The sequence below is a fragment of the Pseudomonas maumuensis genome (genome assembly GCF_019139675.1).
GTDB lineage: Bacteria > Pseudomonadota > Gammaproteobacteria > Pseudomonadales > Pseudomonadaceae > Aquipseudomonas > Aquipseudomonas maumuensis.
Window position 1 is genome coordinate 3,694,564 of record NZ_CP077077.1, and the last position, 16,142, is coordinate 3,710,705.

Consider the following 16,142-nt stretch of genomic DNA (forward strand, 5'->3'; position numbering starts at 1 on the left):
AACCTCAGGTGCCGATCAGTTCGCGCACCGTGGCGATCATCCGGTCCATGTCGAATGGCTTGTCGAACACCGCCGCGAATCTTCCGGGGCAGGCCCGGCCTTGGCTGGCCTGGGCGCCGCTCATGAGAATGACCGGCAGGTCCGTCAATTGCAGCTCGTCACGTATCGCCTGCAGCAGTTCCTCGCCGTTAAGCATCGGCATCATGTAGTCGGTGATCACCAGGTCGACCCGCTTTTCCTTCAAGGCCTCCAGAGCCTTGCGCCCGTTGCTGGCCTTTTCGACCAGATAGCCTTCGTCCTCCAGGGCAAAACCGAGGATATCGGCAATCAGGTACTCGTCATCGACGATCAGGATGCTATTCATCCCATCAGCGATCTCCCGGCGGGGTCGCCGAACCACTGAGCACGCCACTGGCACCGTCGAACGCTCGCGCCAGGCTGATGCCATGGGGTCCGAGGTTCAATGCCTGCAAGGCCGGGTCGTGGTCGCTGTCGCGCACCTTGATGACCGACAGGGCGCGGTGCAGCTGCGCCTCGAGCTCGGCGAAACGCATCAGTATCAGGTTGTCGACGATGCTCGACAGATCGGGGGCCGGCGCAGTGATCTCCGCGCCGAAGATGTCGCGCATCTCCCAGGTGAGCAGCACCGTTACGCCACGGGCACGCAACTCGCCGGTCAGTGCGCGGAAGAAAGCGTTCAGGCGGGCAGGCTCCAGCGCCAGGCGCCCGAACGCCCCTAGGCTGTCGATCACCACACGCCTGGCGCCCAGCGCCTCGACTTGCGCCAACAGCCGCGCACCGAGTTGATCGAGCAGGCCTTCGGTGGTCGGTTGCCAGCTCAATTGCACGGCGCCCTCACGCTCCAGCGCCTGCAGGTCGAACCCCAGCGCGCAAGCCTTCAACCGCAAGCGCTCGGGCATCTCGTAGAAGCCGAAATGCAGGCCCGGCTCAGCCTTCGTCGAAGCAGCCAGGAAGGCGATGCCCAGGGCTGTCTTGCCCACGCCCGACGGCCCCATCAACAGGCTAACCGAAGCCTCGGCCAACCCGCCGCCGAGCATGGCATCCAGGTCGGCAACCCCCGTGGCGACCCGGCTCAAGGTTTGCGCCCCTGCCTGGCTGGGACGACTGAAAAGCGACTCCAGCCGTGGGTAGACCTGCAACCCCGCCTCCGTGATCAGGCACTCGTGGCGCCCAGACAACGCGCCGCTGCCACGCGTCTTGCGCAGCTGGACATGGCGCACTGCAGTGCTGCCGACCAGGTGCTCGCCCAATTCGATCACGCCATCGACCATGGTGTGCTCGGGGCTACCCTCATCCAGCCGCGCACTGGTCAGCAGCAGTACCGTGCAACCGGCGAACGCCGCATGCCCGTGCAGCTCGGAGACGAACTTCTTGGTATCCAGGCTGGTTTCCGCCCTTGAGCGAGCGTTCAGCAGCCCGTCGACGATCAACAAGGTGGCCTGTTGTCGGGCTATTTCCTGACGCAACAACCGGACCACCGCGTCCAGGCCGTCCTGCTCCAAGGTGTCGAACGCGCTGACGAATTGAATGGTGTCGCCGACCACCGTCGGGTCGAAGAAGCTCAAGGTCGACAGGTACTGGAACAACCGCTCATGGGACTCGCTGAGCAAGGTTGCCACCAGGACCCGCCCGCCCTCGCGCACATGATTGCAGGCCAACTGGTTGGCCAGAATGGTCTTGCCCGAGCCGGGATGCCCCTGAACGATGTATGAGGCGCCGACCACCAACCCCCCTTTGAGTAGCGCATCAAGCCCCTCGATGCCCGTGGCCAGTCGCTTCAATTGCTCTACCATGGCTGCTCATTCCTCGCCCGAAGGCATATGAGAACCCGCCTGAGCAGGCAGGTACAGGCTCATGCAGGTGCCTTCCCCGAGCCGGCTGGACACCTCGATCGCGCCATTGCTCTGCCGGACGAAACCATAGGCCTGGCTCAGGCCAAGGCCGGTGCCCTTGCCAAAAGCCTTGGTCGTGAAGAACGGCTCGAAGATGCGCGGCAGCACTTGCGGGTCGATGCCCTGCCCGTCATCACGCACATCGAAGCGCACGAAGTGCCCGTGCAACCCCTCGACCTCGCCGGTCAACTGGACGCTTTCGACTACCAGGCGGATTTGCCCGGTGGCCGCGATGGCGTCACGGGCATTGAACACGAGGTTGAGCAGGACCATCTGCAACTGCCCGGCATCGACCTCGATCGGCGGCAGATCGGGTTCCACCTCGGGTAGCAGTTCGATCTCGCGGGGCAATGCGTGCTCGGCCAAAGCGCAAATGATATCGATCGCCTGGGCTGGCGTGATGCGGGTGATGCTCAGTTGCCGATGCCGGGCAAAACTGAGCAGTTGCTGGGTCAGTTGGGTGCCACGCTGGCCGGCATCGAGGATATGCTCGAGCAAGCGCCTGACACGTGCCGCATCCTGGCTGGCGCTGGCCAACCGGGCAGAGCTGAGGATGATGGTCAACAGGTTGTTGAAGTCATGGGCCAGGCCCCCGGTGAGCTGCCCAAGGGCCTCGAGCTTTTGCGCCTGGAACAGTTGCGCACGCATGGCATCGAGCTGCAGGGCCGACTCGCGGCGGTCGGTGATGTCGCGGGTGACCTTGGCCAAGCCAATGATTTCGCCCTGGGCGTCACGGATCACATCCAGCGCCGCCAGCGCCCAGAACTGCGTGCCATCCTTGCGCACACGCCAGCCTTCATCCTGCGCCTTGCCCTCCTCCATGGCTTGACGCAACAGACGCTGAGGGCGGCCATCGGCGCAGTCCTGGGCAGTGAAGAACAGCGAGAAATGCCGGCCTATCACTTCGTCGGCCCGATAGCCCTTGATCCGTTGCGCACCCGCGTTCCAAGACACCACATGCCCGGTCGGGTCGAGCATATAGATGGCGTAGTCCACCACTGCCTGGACCAACTGCTCGTAGCGTGCCTCGGGCATCACCGAATGGGGGGGGCGGTCTGTCGAAACCATGCGCGCTCCACAAGCACCGCGAAAGGACATATTGAGCGTAGTCAAAAGTCCAGCCTGCACCGAACCTTATACGACGATCGTCAGCGCTGGCGCTCCACCACGGTCGGCACCAGCCGACGCGGCATCGCCACCTTGAGCAGCCACGCCGCCACCAGCAGGATCAGCACCCCGCCCGCAAGCGCCAGGTAACGTTGAGGTTCAGGGTGCTCACCGTCGAGCCCCAGCATCAACAAGTAACCGCCCAGGCTGATGAAGCCCACGTACAGAAAAGCTGCCAGCAGGCAGACAAGCAGGAGCAATAGACGCCAGAACAACTTCGGGCGGACACGCCGCGTTGCGTCCGGGCCAGGGAAAAGCGATGACATGGCGACAGGCCTGGTTGGATCCAATGCGCGACAGTGGCGCAATGGCAGCACCCTGTCAATTGAACTATAGTGCTCGCGCCCAGGATTCCACAGGAAGCGCCATGACCTCCAACCTTCGTATGCAAGGGCTGCAGGACGACCTGATGCGCAGCGCCAACGAACTCGATGAACTGAGCCAGGCACTGGACGGCCATGTCCGGTTCCTGCGCCATTCGATCCACCAGGCCGATGCGCACATCATGGGCGAGCACGTCGATGATCTGCGCCACAGTGCCAGCGAGATGCGCGACATCGCCCGCACCATCGAGCCCTGAACCCTAGGCTGGTTGACGCTTCTATAACAATGGGTTATAAAGCGCGCCTGATTGCCCGAGCCTTCTTAGTCATGAAGTGATCAGCAATCGTGCGAGTGTGGTGGAATTGGTATACACAGCAGACTTAAAATCTGTCGGCGTGAGCCTTGCGGGTTCGAGTCCCGCCACTCGCACCATCTTCTGTCGATGAAGGCGCCCTTGCGGCGCCTTTTTCATGCACGCCGGAAATCCGCCGCGCAGCTGCTAGAGTGGAACCTGTCACTGTCCACTGGAGCGCCGCCATGCGCTATAGCCTGCTCGACGGTCAACGCGACGTCATTCTGCTGCTCGCCCGCATCCTGCTGATGATCCTGTTCGTGCTCTCCGGCTGGAGCAAGCTGACCGGATTCGAAGGCACGGTCGGCTACATGACCTCCCTGGGCGCCCCCGCCCCGCTACTGGCTGCGGCAGTCGCGGTGATCATGGAACTGCTGGTCGGCATCCTGTTGATCCTGGGCTTCTACACCCGCCCTCTGGCCTTGCTGTTCGCCCTGTTCGTGCTCGGCACCGCGCTGCTCGGGCATCCGTTCTGGAACATGGTCGAACCCGAGCGCAGCGCCAACATGACTCAGTTCCTGAAGAACCTCGCCATCGTCGGCGGCTTGCTGCTGCTGGCCCTCAGCGGTGCCGGGCGCTTCTCCCTCGACCGCCGCTGAACGATCCCGACAACCTCAATCGTCGCAGTCGTCATGCCAGGCCGGATGGTCCTCATCGTCATCGAAGTCGTCGAGCGATTCCTCATCTTCCTCGACTTCGTCAAGGGCCCCGTAGGCATCCGCCTCGGGATCGTAGCCCTCTTGGAATTCGGGGTCGAGCAGATGGTCGTGCTCAGGTTCGGGAAGATCGTCTTCGTCGTGCATCACAGGCTCCGGTAACAACGGCAGGCCTGTATAGGCGCATCGACGCATGGGGTCAATCCTTCAGCCGCTTAACCCCGGCTTAACCGACAACGCGCACAGTACAGGCTCTCCCTTCAAAAACGCTCTTTGCCCGCCTCCCTGGCGGGCTTTTTTTTGCCTGGACCTCCTTCGCCCAGTGAACCGCATGCCCTTTCAGGGCTCGCATGCGGTGCAGGATCTCTATCATCAAGGAGGTAACCACCATGACCGTGAACATCGACAACCTGATCATCACCACCCCGGTTGCGAAGTCGTCCAGCAACCCAGTGGCGCTGGAGTTGACCGGCGCCCAGGCCCTCGCCACCCTACCCCAGGTGGTCAGCCGCCTGGACACTGGCGCCGTGCGCATGAACGCGCCGACCAAAGGGGCGGCGAGCAAGAGTACCCACCGCACCCGCTGCGAGTGGAAGGAAGCGGTCTACTGGGCGTTGTCCAGCGCCGGCAGACATCTCAATCAGCAACGCATGGTGCTGGAGCGCGTCAACTCGGCACAGAAGGTGGTGGTCGCGCAAATGCATGTGAAAGATGACGACAGCCCGGCGATCAAGGTGTTCTGGAACAAAGGGAAGATCACCCTCGGTTTTCGCCAGGACTTCAACCAGGTGACGCCAACCAGCAGCACCATACTGGCCAATGTTCCCCTGGGCGTGCCTTTCGACATCACCATCGAGGTCACTGCGACGGGCGCCGCGACGGTGTCGGCCGCCTGCGCCGGCCGCACCGGCAACAGCGGGGTACTGAAAATGGCTGCGAGCTGGAATGGTCGTACGTTCAACTTCCACGGCGGTGTCTACAACCAGGTGGACTTCAGTGACAGCACGCCCCCCGAGGATGCTTCAACCTGTGTGATCAGCCAGCTCGATTTACTTCACCGCTAGGCCGAATCATTCATCCGAATGCAACAAATCAAGGCATAGTGCCATCACATCAGGTAGGATTTCGCCGCCTTGCCTTGGACTGCGAGGTAAATCACTGAAACACCTAGGAATCCGTAATGCAATTTGCTCGTCCCCTGATCGCCGCCACCTTTATCGCCTTAACCACCGGGTGCGCTAGTGGCCTGAATTCCGTGCAGGAACAGGAACTTGGCTACTACCGTGCACAGAACCTCGAAGTAAGGGAAAAAAGCCCTGGGGCCGCGGCGGCCCTCGGCCTGCTGCCCGGTGGCGGTTCTTTCTATGGTCGCGCCTACGGTTACGGCGTCACCAACCTGCTGCTGTGGCCCTTCTCGATCTTCTGGGATCCGGTCAGTGGTTACAACGCCGCCGAGTCGATCAACTACCAGGCCACCCGTGGCCATGTCTCGCGCATGAAAAAAAGCCAGATGGATGCGCTCGACAACAAATTGATCTCGGAAGAAATCGATCCCAAGCAGTATGCGATGGAGAAGCGCAAGATCGATGAAAAGTTTAGTAACGGTTACTAAAACCCTACCTGCTGTGGCCTTCACGAAATTCTGACATTCATGTAGGCAGACTGGCATGGCTTCGATACGTTCTGTTCAACCCGCCTATTTGGCGGGTTTTCTTTTTGCCACCCCGATCACCAAAAAGCAGCGGCAATTGACAACATTTTCACGTCGGCCCTGCCAAGCTAGTGACTCATCCGTGAAACACTTGGCCCGCCCTCCCCAGCGGGCCTTTTCTTTGCCCGCGGCGCTAGTCGAAGGCGCCGCTGAGCACCTCGTAAATCACCCCCGTGGCAACCGCCACCAGAATCAGGTCGACACCCGCCTGCATCCATTCATAACCGTCATAACTCGGCAGTTGGCCCAACAACCGGCCATCAAGCTGCTTGGCAATGCCGGGCGGCAGCGCCTTACCGCGCGCCAGGTTTTTCTGGATGCCTGGAGGCAGCGCCGGCCCTGGACGCCAGTAGTCACGGTGCCCACCCAGGATGCCCAGCACATCGCCCTGGTCGATCACGGGACCGCCATGCCCGCCATCGAGCTTGCCCACCCCTGGGTCGCCATGCTTCTGCTGGGCTTGCCCCTTGCCGTGCCCCTTGCCATTACCCGGGTCGGCAGAAGACACGCAAGGCCCCATCACCAATGCCATGGATGTCAGTGCGGCAATCACAGTACGGCGCTTGCTCATCGCTACTTGCCTTTACAGATTAGGGTCTGTGCAATCCTAGCCCAGTACAACGCCATGGGACTTCGCCACGGGTGTATGGACCGGACACATGGTGGACACGTGTGCGGAGACATGGTTGACACTTTTCGGCAAGCAATCTGCCGGGAATACGACCATGCCTTGGAACGCGAGAGATGCCATGAGCTTAAGAGAAGAGTTCGTTAGCCTGGCCAATCACCCGGGCGCCAATATGAGGGAGCTATGCCGCCGGTTCGGCATTAGCCCTCAGACGGGTTACAAATGGCTCAATCGATTTCGACAGGAGGGCTTGCTCGGCTTGAAGGAGCGCTCTCGAAAGCCAGCCGTCAGCCCTCGCAAGACTCAGCCTGGGCTAGAAGAGGAAGTGATTGCCATCCGTAAGGAGCACTCCACGTGGGGTGGCCGAAAGATCAGTCACCTGCTTGATCAGCGCATCTGTGCCAGTACCGTAACCAATGTCCTGCATCGGCATGGATTGATCACCGCGGAGGCCTCCGAGGCGGCTAAACCATGGACACGCTTTGAGCGCGAAGCCCCGAATGATCTGTGGCAGATCGATTTTAAAGGTTTCTTCCAAACGGCTCAGGGACCTTGTTATCCGCTGACGCTGATTGATGACCACTCACGCTTTAACCTTGTGATACAGGCCTGCACACATCAGCGCACAGGGTTGGTCATGGAGCACCTGACCGATCTGTTCAGCCGGTATGGACTGCCCGTGCAGATCAACGCGGATAATGGCTCGCCCTGGGGGGCGCCAAGAAATCCCGGAGAACTCACACCGCTAGGTATCTGGCTGGTTCGTCTGGGAATTCGACTGACTTTCAGCAGGCCAGGCCACCCACAAACCAATGGCAAGGATGAGCGATTCCACCGGACGCTCAAGGCCGAGGTACTAACCGGGCGCAGTTTTCGGGATCTGCGAGAAGCGCAAGAAGCTTTCGACCTCTGGCGGGGCATTTACAACTACAAGCGTCCTCATCAGCAGTTGGGCTACAAAGTACCGGCAGATCGCTACCAGATGAGCAGGCGGGCTTTCCCAAGCCGTCTACCGCCCGTTGAATACGGTCCCGATGATATTTTGGTGAAACCCTACAGCAGTCAGTTCCGCTTCAAGAAACGCTCATTTCGGATAGCCAAGGCGCTAGCAGGCTATGTGTTGGCGCTCCGCCGCAGCGATCAAGGGCCTGACCATTTTGATGTTTACTTCTGCCAGCACAAGCTGCGAACCATCGACTTCAACAACCCCGACGGTAAGCGATAATGTGTCCACCATGTCCCCGCACATGTGTCAGCGATGTCTCAAGTCCATACACACGGGCAAAAGCGCCCAGACTATATGCAGAGCCTTGGCGTCGGGAGCGAGACGATCATCCGGTCGAAAGCCGCCAGCGCGAATCGCCTGTCGAACGGCTCCATCACCGGCATTTGTGCCGGCAAACCAATGTGGACCCTGCCGGGCAACACCTTTTCCAACGCCGAATACCAGCTTAAAAGGGCCTGCTGCAGCCTCACGTGCAGCTCGAAATTGCTTCGGCGCCGGGTCGTATCCGCTTTGGCACGCTCACGCGCAAGTTCTGGGGCAATGCTGACAACCAGATAGCGGTCAGCAAAGCCGATACGGCCCTGGGCGATGGTGTCTCTCGTGGCTTGCAGCTCCGACAGCCAGTCCCGCTCGCTGGCCTCGCCGATCTGCCAGAGTGTCCAGATGTAATGCAGCTTGAGCGGATCGCTGTCACACACCGCCCAGCCAGCTTGCTGCTCCATGGCCCGCGCGGCCTGCCAGCGATCAACGTTGCGCTCAGCCCAGAATGCGGCTGCCGCTGCCGGGTCTTTGATGCGGTCGGGCACGCTTGTAAAACGCCCGTGTTCAGGTACGACATGTCCATCACCATGCTGGTTACACCAAGTGGTTTTCCCACTGGCGCTGATGCCTTCCACTACCAGAATCATTGCTGCGACTACTCCATTGGTTGCGCCATTCATGCGAGGCACCGACACCACCGCGAGCGCGTGAATCAGTCTTTTGACCACTTGCTCCAATTGCCCCTCACACAGAGCCGTGACCACCGCGCAAGATTTCGTAACATTTAGGGCTGGCTCGGGTTGTGAACCCAGGCCGGGTCGATGCTGTCCGATTGCCATCGGTTGCCGCCGAGGTCGCCAGGCCCGGTCGTAGATCATACCTGCACCGACCTCGATACTTCGGCTTACCGGCGCGCGCTTCCCGCTTGCAAGGAAGGTGCCCTCATTTTTCAAGGCTGAAAGAGCGAACCATGAAACAGAACATTCTCCTCGTCGCCGTTTGTGCTGCCCTGCTCCAAGCCTGCACTTCGGCTTCCACTTCCCATGAAGGATCGCCTTCCATGCCGACTACCACCTCGCCTGCCGCGGCCCAGGCTGAGCTTTCGGCCTACCACTGGAACCTGGCATCGGCCACCGATGCTTCCGGCAAACCCATCGCCGATCTGACGACAGGCATCGAGCGCAAGTTGCGCCTGAACTTCGGTGACCAGCAGCTGAACATCAGCGGCGGTTGCAACAACCAGTTCGGTGGCTATCGCTACCAAGAAGGCGTCCTGAAAGTGCAGCAACTGGCCTCGACCATGATGGCCTGCGACAAGCGCCTGATGGATATGGATACCCAAATCGGACGTCTGCTCAAAGGTGACCTGCGCGCTGTCGTCACCGGCGCTACCGAGGCGCCCGTGCTGCAATTGACCACTCAGGACGGCTCGGTGTTGAAGCTGCAAGGCGAAGCCACCCCCGAGACCCGTTACGGCAGCAAGGGCCAGACCAGGTTCCTGGAGGTTGCCGCCAAAACCGTCAAGTGCAGTCATCCGCTGATCCCCAACTACCAGTGTCTACAGGTGCGCGAGCGCCATTACGACGATGCTGGCCTGCAACTGCCGCCCCAGGACGCCTGGCACCCGCTTTATCAGTCGATCGAAGGTTACGAGCATCGTGACGGCGTGCGTACCGTACTGCGGGTGAAACAGTACGACTGGAAGAACCCGCCAGCCGACGCCCCTTCGCAAGTCTATGTGCTGGATCTTGTGGTCGAGCAGGATGCTTCGGGCAAGAACCCGTAATCCCAATTAAGAAGCCCAGCTCGAGGCTGGGCTTCTTGTGATGGCAACTTCTACTTATTCACGCGGGATATCGATCTGATCAGGATTTTCTCGCTGCTGACCCATCCCTTTTCCTTCCTCATCCATGAGCAAACCAGGGAGTAGAATCAGCTCAGTACGTCGTAGGTAGCGAAAAATCTGGAGTTAGAGTTGCCCGGCGCATACCAAAGCCCCATGCCCGCTGGAATGACAATCTCATAAGGGATCATCCCATCCGCTACCCAGATGGTCGGTACATTATTCAGTGTTGGCTGAGTCGGAATGACAGAGCCAGTGAGCAAACGCCCGCCGTAGATGTAGCAAGTGCGGATAACGATGCCGGTTGGATTGTTTGAAGGCAACACAATCGGGCGAACATAGTCATCAAAACCGGGCAGGTTAATGAATTTTTGGCCAGCTTTAAGTTGATTCATAGCTATCTACCTTTAATCGAATGATTTAGCGAAAAATTTCGCTTTCATGTCGCTCAGTGGCGATAACCAGAGGCTCGCGACCTTCGAGAGCTCGTAGCTCTTGAGAGAGGGCCCACCGCTTGACGGCAGGGCAAGAGCAATAATGCCACTCAAATACTGTATATGCAACCAGTATTTTTTGGGGTTTTCGCTTCTGTCAGATAAAGGACTGTACGGCGATTAGTTCCATGATTGGCCCACTCGAAAGAGGGAATCACCGAGCGCGTTTACCGTCGAGCCGGCGCGATCGCCAAGCCTTCCAAGTGATCCAGTTTTAGGACTGCGTGTAATTTGTTTTGGGACTTCGGAGGTTTCCTGCGCACAAAGAAAAACCCCGCAGACCTAGATCTGCGGGGCTTTCGAATAGTGGAGGCCGAGGTCGGAATCGAACCGGCGTAGACGGATTTGCAATCCGGAGCATAACCACTTTGCTACTCGGCCTCAAATTCGGAGCCAGCTTTCGCTATCTCCTTGAAACTGCTTAACTTTTTCAAGCAAGCTGCGTTTCGATGGACGCCATTATGTCGGCATTCTATGGACCTTGCAACCCCCTTGAAGAAAAAAATCTTCAAGGGGTTCAAGGTGTTAGCGCAGGCGCCCGAGTTTGCTCCACAAGCCGACCAAGGTGTTCTCGACCGCGCCACTGGCAGCCATGCCGATACGCTCCTGTAAGCTCTTGCGCTCGGCGAAACGCAGGTGGAACACATTAGCTTCGCGGGCGCTGCGGCTCAGGTACTCGTCGCTGGTGCCCAGTTCGTCGACCAATTGGCGATTGAGCGCGGCAATGCCGAGCCAGACCTCGCCGGTCGCCACCTCGTCGATGTGCAACTGTGGGCGGTAACGGGCGACGAAGTCCTTGAACAGCTGGTGAGTGATGTCCAGGTCTTCCTGGAACTTCTCCCGGCCCTTGTCGGTGTTCTCGCCGAACACGGTCAGGGTGCGCTTGTACTCACCGGCTGTGAGCACCTCAAAATCGATGTCGTGCTTCTTCAGCAGGCGGTTGATATTGGGCATCTGCGCCACCACGCCGATCGACCCCAGCACGGCGAACGGTGCACTGACGATCTTCTCGCCAATGCAGGCCATCATGTAGCCGCCGCTGGCGGCGACCTTGTCGATGCAGATGGTCAGCGGGATTCCCGCCTCACGGATACGCGCCAGTTGCGAGGCCGCCAGGCCGTAGCTATGCACCAGGCCGCCGCCGCTCTCCAAGCGCAATACCACCTCGTCACGCGGGGTGGCGAGGGTCAGCAGCGCGGTGATTTCGTTGCGCAGGCTCTCGGTGGCCGAGGCCTTGATGTCGCCGTCGAAATCGAGGACGAACACCCGGCGCTTGTCCTCAGGCTTTTTCTTCTGCTGTTTTTCCGCCTTGGCCTGCTGCTTGCGCACAGCCTTGAGTTGGGCCTTGTCGAGCAGGCCCGACTCCAGGCGCTCGCGCAGTTCCTTGTAGAACTCGTTGAGGCGGGTGACCTGCAGTTGCCCGCCCGGCTTGCGCCGCCCTTTGCCACGCAGGCCGGCGATGGCCGACAGCACCACCAGGATGGCGATCACCAGGGTGGCGGTTTTGGCGAGAAAGCTTGCGTATTCGGCAAGAAACTCCACATTGACTCCTTGATAAACCAGCGCCGCAACGGCGCGAACTGGATGCAAGCATACCGGGGCGCCAGAGCCGCTGCCAGCGGGTGAAAATGCTGGCAACACAGTTCAAACGACCTTTTCAAACGCTTGTATGTTTTTTCGTTGACAGCCCGCCTGGGGCAACCTAACCTCGCAGCAACCTCCAACCGGGCCGGACTTCAACGTGGGCAATCTCTACCTGATCCGACATGGCCAAGCCTCCTTCGGCGCCGCCGACTACGACGTGCTGTCGCCTGTGGGCGAACGTCAGAGCCAGGCACTGGGTGAACACCTCGCCCAACTGGGTCTGCGCCTGGACCGCTGCGTGGCCGGCACTTTGCGTCGCCAGCAGGACACCGCCCGCCTGGCCCTGGACGCGCTGCATGCCCATGGCAACCCCGTCCCGGCCATTGAGACCGATGCGGCCTTCAACGAGTTCGACGCCGACGGCGTGATCCGCGCCCTGCTCCCGCGCCTGCTGCCTGAAGAACCTGAAGCCCTGCATGTGCTGCGCAACGGTGCCCAGCACCGTAGCGAGTTCCAGCGCCTGTTCGCGCTAATGGTGCAGCGCTGGCACGACGGCGACCACGACCACGACGACCGCCTGGAAACCTGGCAGTCCTTCACTGGCCGAGTCGGCGATGGCCTGGAGCGCCTGCTCGACAGCGCCGCCAGCGGCGACAACATCGCCCTGTTCACCTCCGGCGGCACCATCGCCGCCCTGCTCCACCTGGTAAGCGGAATCACGCCGGCTCAGGCGTTCACCCTGAACTGGCAGATCATCAACACGTCGCTCAGCCACCTGAAATTCCGTGGCCGCGACGTCACCTTGGCTTCCTTCAACAGCCAAGCCCATGTGCGGCTGTTGCGGTTGCCGGAGCTCGTCACCTACCGATGAGCCCGGTCTGTTGTGTCCTTGCGGACGCGAATATCACTTAACAAGGAATACACCATGAGCGATGTAGCTAAAGCCGTCGAGGCAATGAAGGCAAAATTCAACCCTGCAGCTGCCGCCGGCCTGGACCTGGTGTTCGGCTTCAACATCACCGACGAAGACAAGCACTACGCCCTGCTGGTCAAGGACGGTACCTGCGAGATCCAGGAAGGCGAGAACGCCGACGCCAACTGCACCCTGGTAATGGACAGCGAAACCCTCAAGGGCATCGTCAGCGGTGACACCGACGGCATGCAGGCCTTCATGGGCGGCAAGCTGCGCGTCGAAGGCGACATGATGCTGTCGATGAAGCTCAGCGAGCTGTTCCCGGCCTGACTGGCGCGGTAGATCGCGAATGAAAAAAACCGAAGCCTGATGCGCTTCGGTTTTTTTTCGCCCGCGCAAAGCCCGTTCATCAGGGCCATTGATCGACCGGCAACACCCAGGCCAATAAGTGTCTGGCACGCTTGTACCAGCTTTGACAGGAAATTAGATTAGCCAATAGTCCTTGCTATCGATCATAAGGAAATCGCATGACGCTCACCGACCAGTCCACCCAGGTACGCCCCGGCGAAGAACTCGACGCGGCCGTCATCGATCCGTACCTCAAGGGTCATATACCTGGCCTGCAGGGCAGCCCGACCATCAGCCAGTTTCCCGGTGGCGCCTCGAACCTGACCTACCTGGTGGCCTACCCGGATAGGGAATTCGTCCTGCGCCGCCCGCCATTCGGCCACAAGGCCAAGTCGGCCCACGACATGGGCCGCGAGTTCCGCATTCTCAATCAGCTCAATGCCGGTTTCCCCTATTGCCCCAAGGCCTTCGTGCATTGCACCGATGAAGCGCTGATCGGCGGCGAGTTCTACGTGATGGAGCGGGTCAACGGCATCATCCTGCGCTCGGACATCCCCGCCGAACTCGACCTGGACGCCGGCCGCACCGAGGCGCTGTGCAAAAGCTTCATCGATCGCCTGGTCGAGCTGCACCAGGTGGACTACCAGGCATGCGGTCTGGCAGACCTGGGCAAGCCGGAAGGTTATGTGCAGCGCCAGATCGAAGGCTGGGCCAGCCGCTATGAAAAAGCCCTGACCCCCGACGCACCGCGCTGGGAACAGGTGATCGCCTGGCTGCGCGAGAAGATGCCCGCTGACCACCCGCGTCCGGGCATCGTGCATAACGACTACCGTTTCGACAATGTCATCCTCGACAGCGCCAACCCGATGCGCATCATCGGCGTGCTGGACTGGGAAATGGCCACCATCGGCGATCCGCTGATGGACCTGGGCAACAGCCTGGCCTACTGGATCGAAGCCAGCGACCCTGCGCCAGTACAGCTGATGCGTCGCCAGCCGAGCAATGCTCCGGGCATGCTGACCCGCCAGCAGTTTGTCGACTACTACGCCGAACGCGCCGGCATTCGCATCGACAATTTCGACTTCTATTACTGCTACGGCCTGTTCCGCCTGGCCGGCATCGTCCAGCAGATCTACTACCGCTTCTTCCACGGCCAGACCCAGGACAAACGCTTCGCCCAGTTCATCCACATGAACAAGCTGCTGGAGCACATGAGCTTGCAACTGATCGGCAAATCCAGCCTGTAACCCGGCCCACAATAAGGAATACCCGAATGTCCAAGACCCACCTGTTCGACCTCGACGGCAAGATCGCCTTCGTTTCCGGTGCCAGCCGTGGCATCGGTGAAGCCATCGCCCACCTGCTGGCCCAGCAGGGCGCCCATGTGATCGTCTCCAGCCGCAAACTTGACGGCTGCCAGCAGGTGGCCGAGGCGATCGTAGCCGCCGGCGGCAAGGCCACCGCGGTGGCCTGCCATATCGGTGAGATGGAGCAGATCCAACAGGTGTTCGCCGGCATCCGCGAGCAGTTCGGGCGCCTCGACATCCTGGTCAACAATGCCGCCACCAACCCGCAGTTCTGCAACGTGCTGGATACCGACCTGGGCGCTTTCCAGAAGACCGTCGACGTCAATATCCGCGGTTACTTCTTCATGTCGGTGGAAGCCGGCAAGCTGATGCGCGAGAACGGTGGCGGCAGCATCATCAACGTGGCCTCGATCAACGGTGTCTCGCCAGGGCTGTTCCAGGGCATCTACTCGGTGACCAAGGCGGCCGTGATCAACATGACCAAGGTGTTTGCCAAGGAGTGCGCGCAGTTCGGCATCCGCTGCAACGCCCTGCTGCCGGGCCTGACCGACACCAAGTTCGCCTCGGCGCTGGTGAAGAACGACAGCATCCGCAATGCCGCGTTGCAGCAGATCCCGCTCAAGCGCGTGGCCGACCCGAGCGAGATGGCCGGGGCGGTGCTGTACCTGGCCAGCGACGCCTCCAGCTATACCACCGGCACCGCGCTCAATGTGGACGGCGGGTTCCTGTCGTGACGGTACACCAGGCCTGACTGGCATGCGGGAGCGGGCGCGCTCCCACAAAGCCTGCTGTCTAGACCTTTATCGCCTGCAACGTGTAGCTCAACGGCAATCGCCAGGGCGCCTCGATCAGGCGCCACTCGCCGTCATCACCCAACGCCATCTGCCCAGGCAACGCCTCCCAGGGGATGCTCTGGTGCTCTTCCAGGCCGGTGATGCGCAGGCCGTTGCGCAACAGCGCGGTGATCACCTCGCCGAGGCCATGGTTCCACTCATGGGTTTCGGTCTGCGTCAGGGCCTGCTCGGTGTCGACGTAGGTCTGGTCGCTGATCCACACGGTCGGCGCCTCGCGCTCGAAGTACGGATACTCCAGTTGCAAACGGTCCTCGTAATCTTCGTTGACCGCCATCAGCATCGGGTGGCCATCGCGTAGGAACAGACGCCCGCCCGGTTTGAGCAATGCCGCCACCGCCTGCGCCCAGCGCTCGATGCTCGGCAGCCAGCACAACGCGCCGATGCCGGTGTAGACCAGATCGAAACTACCGACAGGCAGCACCTGTGCTGCCTGGTAGACGTCCGCTTCGACATAGGCGATACCAGCGCCGCAACGTTCGGCCAGGTCACGCGCCTGGGCCAGCGAGGCGGCAGAGAAGTCCAGGCCGCAAACATCCGCGCCCAGGCGCGCCAGCGACAAGGTGTCGGTACCGATATGGCATTGCAGGTGCGCAGCGCGCAGGCCATGGATATCGCCCAGGCGCGGCAGGTCGAAACGCACTACCTCGGACAGATGGCCGGATTCGGCGACAAAGCGTTCGACCTCGTAGTCCTTCGAAGCGGCGTGCAGCGGCGCCCGCTCATCCCAACTGGCGCGATTGAGTTCCAGTGATCGGCTCATGCTGTGCATCCCTGTCCTTTA

At 60.7% G+C, this 16,142-nt stretch carries 20 protein-coding genes and 2 tRNA genes; 11 read left to right on the plus strand and 11 right to left on the minus strand.

Features of this window, described 5'->3' with window-relative positions; translation table 11 throughout:
- Positions 1–4: 4 nt before the first annotated feature.
- From KSS90_RS16400 to KSS90_RS16415, 4 genes are all read right to left on the minus strand, one after another.
- The gene (locus KSS90_RS16400; RefSeq protein WP_217866423.1) at positions 5–364 is read right to left on the minus strand and encodes a response regulator; all 360 of its coding nucleotides are present in this window, start codon (positions 362–364) and stop codon (positions 5–7) included.
- Positions 365–368: 4 nt separating this feature from the next.
- A complete protein-coding gene (locus KSS90_RS16405; protein WP_217866424.1) occupies positions 369–1,814 on the minus strand; it encodes an ATPase domain-containing protein in 1,446 nt (481 codons plus the stop codon).
- A gap of 6 nt (positions 1,815–1,820) precedes the next feature.
- Positions 1,821–2,981, minus strand: coding sequence for a two-component system sensor histidine kinase NtrB (locus KSS90_RS16410; RefSeq protein ID WP_217866425.1), 1,161 nt, complete (start codon positions 2,979–2,981; stop codon positions 1,821–1,823).
- 80 nt (positions 2,982–3,061) lie between these two features.
- Positions 3,062–3,346 (minus strand): hypothetical protein, encoded by a 285-nt coding sequence (locus KSS90_RS16415; RefSeq protein WP_217866426.1) that lies wholly within the window; start codon positions 3,344–3,346, stop codon positions 3,062–3,064.
- Between the two features lie 101 nt (positions 3,347–3,447).
- On the opposite strand from KSS90_RS16415, the gene KSS90_RS16420 reads away from it, so the two are divergent.
- The 3 genes from KSS90_RS16420 (at position 3,448) to KSS90_RS16430 (ending at position 4,355) form a co-directional block, all read left to right on the plus strand.
- The gene (locus tag KSS90_RS16420) at positions 3,448–3,660 is read left to right on the plus strand and encodes a hypothetical protein (RefSeq protein ID WP_217866427.1); all 213 of its coding nucleotides are present in this window, start codon (positions 3,448–3,450) and stop codon (positions 3,658–3,660) included.
- A 91-nt stretch (positions 3,661–3,751) separates the two neighbouring features.
- Positions 3,752–3,836: transfer RNA gene (locus KSS90_RS16425), tRNA-Leu, on the plus strand.
- Between the two features lie 105 nt (positions 3,837–3,941).
- Entirely contained in the window at positions 3,942–4,355 is a 414-nt protein-coding gene (locus KSS90_RS16430; protein WP_217866428.1) for a DoxX family protein, read from the plus strand.
- A 15-nt stretch (positions 4,356–4,370) separates the two neighbouring features.
- Here KSS90_RS16430 and KSS90_RS16435 read toward each other — a convergent pair whose 3' ends face one another.
- Entirely contained in the window at positions 4,371–4,559 is a 189-nt protein-coding gene (locus KSS90_RS16435; protein ID WP_217866429.1) for a hypothetical protein, read from the minus strand.
- 242 nt (positions 4,560–4,801) lie between these two features.
- Here KSS90_RS16435 and KSS90_RS16440 point away from each other — a divergent pair, with 242 nt between their 5' ends.
- Positions 4,802–5,476 carry a polysaccharide lyase family 7 protein gene (locus KSS90_RS16440; RefSeq protein WP_217866430.1) on the plus strand — a complete coding sequence of 225 codons (675 nt, stop codon included), beginning with the start codon at positions 4,802–4,804 and terminating at the stop codon, positions 5,474–5,476.
- Positions 5,477–5,592: 116 nt separating this feature from the next.
- The gene (locus KSS90_RS16445) at positions 5,593–6,024 is read left to right on the plus strand and encodes a hypothetical protein (protein ID WP_217866431.1); all 432 of its coding nucleotides are present in this window, start codon (positions 5,593–5,595) and stop codon (positions 6,022–6,024) included.
- Between the two features lie 232 nt (positions 6,025–6,256).
- Here KSS90_RS16445 and KSS90_RS16450 read toward each other — a convergent pair whose 3' ends face one another.
- A complete protein-coding gene (locus KSS90_RS16450; RefSeq protein WP_217866432.1) occupies positions 6,257–6,694 on the minus strand; it encodes an anti-virulence regulator CigR family protein in 438 nt (145 codons plus the stop codon).
- A 154-nt stretch (positions 6,695–6,848) separates the two neighbouring features.
- Between KSS90_RS16450 and KSS90_RS16455 the strand changes: the two genes are divergently transcribed.
- Positions 6,849–7,976, plus strand: coding sequence for an IS481 family transposase (locus KSS90_RS16455; RefSeq protein ID WP_217869717.1), 1,128 nt, complete (start codon positions 6,849–6,851; stop codon positions 7,974–7,976).
- Positions 7,977–8,047: 71 nt separating this feature from the next.
- Here KSS90_RS16455 and KSS90_RS16460 read toward each other — a convergent pair whose 3' ends face one another.
- Positions 8,048–8,665, minus strand: a complete 618-nt coding sequence (locus KSS90_RS16460) for a hypothetical protein (protein WP_217869812.1) — start codon at positions 8,663–8,665, stop codon at positions 8,048–8,050.
- A 413-nt stretch (positions 8,666–9,078) separates the two neighbouring features.
- On the opposite strand from KSS90_RS16460, the gene KSS90_RS16465 reads away from it, so the two are divergent.
- Positions 9,079–9,804 (plus strand): META and DUF4377 domain-containing protein, encoded by a 726-nt coding sequence (locus KSS90_RS16465; RefSeq protein ID WP_225933093.1) that lies wholly within the window; start codon positions 9,079–9,081, stop codon positions 9,802–9,804.
- A 146-nt stretch (positions 9,805–9,950) separates the two neighbouring features.
- Here the strand turns inward: KSS90_RS16465 and KSS90_RS16470 are convergent, their stop codons facing one another.
- The 3 genes from KSS90_RS16470 to sohB all read right to left on the minus strand — a co-directional run bounded on the left by KSS90_RS16470 (position 9,951) and on the right by sohB (position 11,897).
- Positions 9,951–10,256: a hypothetical protein gene (locus tag KSS90_RS16470; protein WP_217866434.1), complete on the minus strand. Its 306-nt coding sequence runs from the start codon at positions 10,254–10,256 to the stop codon at positions 9,951–9,953.
- A 406-nt stretch (positions 10,257–10,662) separates the two neighbouring features.
- Positions 10,663–10,736: transfer RNA gene (locus KSS90_RS16475), tRNA-Cys, on the minus strand.
- Positions 10,737–10,880: 144 nt separating this feature from the next.
- A complete protein-coding gene (sohB, locus tag KSS90_RS16480; RefSeq protein ID WP_217866435.1) occupies positions 10,881–11,897 on the minus strand; it encodes a protease SohB in 1,017 nt (338 codons plus the stop codon).
- Positions 11,898–12,096: 199 nt separating this feature from the next.
- On the opposite strand from sohB, the gene KSS90_RS16485 reads away from it, so the two are divergent.
- From KSS90_RS16485 to KSS90_RS16500, 4 genes are all read left to right on the plus strand, one after another.
- On the plus strand, positions 12,097–12,810 hold the full coding sequence (locus KSS90_RS16485; RefSeq protein ID WP_038705820.1) for a histidine phosphatase family protein: 714 nt from the start codon (positions 12,097–12,099) through the stop codon (positions 12,808–12,810).
- A gap of 54 nt (positions 12,811–12,864) precedes the next feature.
- Positions 12,865–13,182 carry an SCP2 sterol-binding domain-containing protein gene (locus KSS90_RS16490; RefSeq protein ID WP_023630010.1) on the plus strand — a complete coding sequence of 106 codons (318 nt, stop codon included), beginning with the start codon at positions 12,865–12,867 and terminating at the stop codon, positions 13,180–13,182.
- A 197-nt stretch (positions 13,183–13,379) separates the two neighbouring features.
- On the plus strand, positions 13,380–14,447 hold the full coding sequence (locus tag KSS90_RS16495) for a phosphotransferase family protein (RefSeq protein WP_217866436.1): 1,068 nt from the start codon (positions 13,380–13,382) through the stop codon (positions 14,445–14,447).
- Between the two features lie 26 nt (positions 14,448–14,473).
- Entirely contained in the window at positions 14,474–15,241 is a 768-nt protein-coding gene (locus KSS90_RS16500) for an SDR family oxidoreductase (protein WP_217866437.1), read from the plus strand.
- Positions 15,242–15,299: 58 nt separating this feature from the next.
- On the opposite strand, the gene KSS90_RS16505 is transcribed toward KSS90_RS16500, so the two are convergent.
- Positions 15,300–16,121 carry a class I SAM-dependent methyltransferase gene (locus tag KSS90_RS16505; protein ID WP_217866438.1) on the minus strand — a complete coding sequence of 274 codons (822 nt, stop codon included), beginning with the start codon at positions 16,119–16,121 and terminating at the stop codon, positions 15,300–15,302.
- Between the last annotated feature and the right edge of the window lie 21 nt (positions 16,122–16,142).

Coding starts and splice junctions, on each gene's coding strand:
- KSS90_RS16400 (WP_217866423.1), bottom strand. CDS start 364: ATGAATAGCATCCTGATCGTCGATGACGAGTACCTGATTGCCGATATC.
- KSS90_RS16405 (WP_217866424.1), bottom strand. CDS start 1,814: ATGGTAGAGCAATTGAAGCGACTGGCCACGGGCATCGAGGGGCTTGAT.
- KSS90_RS16410 (WP_217866425.1), bottom strand. CDS start 2,981: ATGGTTTCGACAGACCGCCCCCCCCATTCGGTGATGCCCGAGGCACGC.
- KSS90_RS16415 (WP_217866426.1), bottom strand. CDS start 3,346: ATGTCATCGCTTTTCCCTGGCCCGGACGCAACGCGGCGTGTCCGCCCG.
- KSS90_RS16420 (WP_217866427.1), top strand. CDS start 3,448: ATGACCTCCAACCTTCGTATGCAAGGGCTGCAGGACGACCTGATGCGC.
- KSS90_RS16430 (WP_217866428.1), top strand. CDS start 3,942: ATGCGCTATAGCCTGCTCGACGGTCAACGCGACGTCATTCTGCTGCTC.
- KSS90_RS16435 (WP_217866429.1), bottom strand. CDS start 4,559: ATGCACGACGAAGACGATCTTCCCGAACCTGAGCACGACCATCTGCTC.
- KSS90_RS16440 (WP_217866430.1), top strand. CDS start 4,802: ATGACCGTGAACATCGACAACCTGATCATCACCACCCCGGTTGCGAAG.
- KSS90_RS16445 (WP_217866431.1), top strand. CDS start 5,593: ATGCAATTTGCTCGTCCCCTGATCGCCGCCACCTTTATCGCCTTAACC.
- KSS90_RS16450 (WP_217866432.1), bottom strand. CDS start 6,694: ATGAGCAAGCGCCGTACTGTGATTGCCGCACTGACATCCATGGCATTG.
- KSS90_RS16455 (WP_217869717.1), top strand. CDS start 6,849: ATGCCTTGGAACGCGAGAGATGCCATGAGCTTAAGAGAAGAGTTCGTT.
- KSS90_RS16460 (WP_217869812.1), bottom strand. CDS start 8,665: ATGATTCTGGTAGTGGAAGGCATCAGCGCCAGTGGGAAAACCACTTGG.
- KSS90_RS16465 (WP_225933093.1), top strand. CDS start 9,079: ATGCCGACTACCACCTCGCCTGCCGCGGCCCAGGCTGAGCTTTCGGCC.
- KSS90_RS16470 (WP_217866434.1), bottom strand. CDS start 10,256: ATGAATCAACTTAAAGCTGGCCAAAAATTCATTAACCTGCCCGGTTTT.
- KSS90_RS16490 (WP_023630010.1), top strand. CDS start 12,865: ATGAGCGATGTAGCTAAAGCCGTCGAGGCAATGAAGGCAAAATTCAAC.
- KSS90_RS16495 (WP_217866436.1), top strand. CDS start 13,380: ATGACGCTCACCGACCAGTCCACCCAGGTACGCCCCGGCGAAGAACTC.
- KSS90_RS16500 (WP_217866437.1), top strand. CDS start 14,474: ATGTCCAAGACCCACCTGTTCGACCTCGACGGCAAGATCGCCTTCGTT.
- KSS90_RS16505 (WP_217866438.1), bottom strand. CDS start 16,121: ATGAGCCGATCACTGGAACTCAATCGCGCCAGTTGGGATGAGCGGGCG.